A 1179-nucleotide genomic window follows, 5' to 3' on the forward strand; every position below is an offset into this window, starting at 1 on the left:
GGGCGCCCCCCCCGCCCCCCCCCCCCCCGCCCCACGGGGCGGGGGGGGGGGGGGGGCCCGGGGGGCCCCCGGCCCTGCGGGCTAGAGGAACAGGTCGGTGCTCAGCGGCCCGTCACCCGGGACGACCCGGTACTTGTCGAGATCGGTGATCCCGTGCGCCGCCAGCACCTCGTCGTCGATGAAGAAGTTGCCGGTGGTCTTGTCCGCGGGTGAGGTGAGCACCAGGTAGGCGGCGTCGGCGTAGATGTCGGGGGTGCGGGAGGTGGCGATCATCTCCTCGCCGCCGAGCAGGTTGCGCACGGCCGCGGTGGCGATGGTGGTGCGCGGCCACAGCGAGTTCACGCCGATGCCGTCGTTCTTCAGCTCCTCGGCCAGGCCGAGGGTGGTCAGTGACATGCCGTACTTGGCGATGGTGTAGCCAAGCGCCATGCCCGCCCACTTCGGGTCGAGGTTCAGCGGCGGCGAAAGGGTCAGGATGTGCGGGTTGCGGCCCGCGCGGGCGGATTCGCGCAGGTGCGGCAGGCTCAGCTTGGACAGCAGGAAGCTGCCGCGGCAGTTGATGTCCTGCATCAGGTCGTACTTCTTCATCGACAGCGCCTCGGTGGGCGACAGGTCGATGGCCGAGGCGTTGTTGACCACGATGTCGATCCCGCCGAAGCGTGCCACGGTCTGCCGCACGGCCTCGGTCACCGACTCGTCGACGCGGATGTCGCCGACGAACGGCAGCACCTGACCGCCCGCCGCCTCGATCTCGGCGGCGGCGGTGTGGATGGTGCCCGGCAGCTTCGGGTGCGGCTGATCGGTCTTGGCGATCAGGGTGACATTGGCGCCGTCGGCCGCGGCGCGCTTGGCGATCTCGAGGCCGATGCCCCGGCTGCCCCCGGACATGATGAGCGTCTTCCCCGCGAGCGGCTTGTTCTCCGTCATCGACATGCTCCTTCGTCGCGAGCGCCCGCGCGGTCGTCCCGCCCGGACGCGCTTCGCGTCGCGGGGCGCTTACCCCGCGACGCCTCGTTCCCACCGTAAGCGCACAGCGCGACTATATGCAACCAGTTGCATAGCCGGACGCGGAAAAGGGCGCCGGATAACACCGGCGCCCACTCCGCCCCCGCGCGGGCTAACGGCGGTTGCCGCGCTCCCGGTAAAGCTGCCGGTGGTGCTTGGGGGCATCGCGCCCCC

At 71.2% G+C, this 1179-nt stretch carries 1 protein-coding gene; it reads right to left on the minus strand.

Translation table 11 applies throughout. The features are described 5' to 3' along the window. Positions 1-81: 81 nt before the first annotated feature. Positions 82-927, minus strand: coding sequence for an SDR family oxidoreductase (locus QH283_RS26755; RefSeq protein WP_280505705.1), 846 nt, complete (start codon positions 925-927; stop codon positions 82-84). Positions 928-1179 lie beyond the last annotated feature (252 nt).

It is taken from the genome of Nocardia farcinica, assembly GCF_029867845.1.
GTDB lineage: Bacteria > Actinomycetota > Actinomycetes > Mycobacteriales > Mycobacteriaceae > Nocardia > Nocardia farcinica_A.

Excerpts from the sequence above, each read along its gene's own strand:
- QH283_RS26755 (WP_280505705.1), bottom strand. The coding sequence starts at position 927 with ATGACGGAGAACAAGCCGCTCGCGGGGAAGACGCTCATCATGTCCGGG.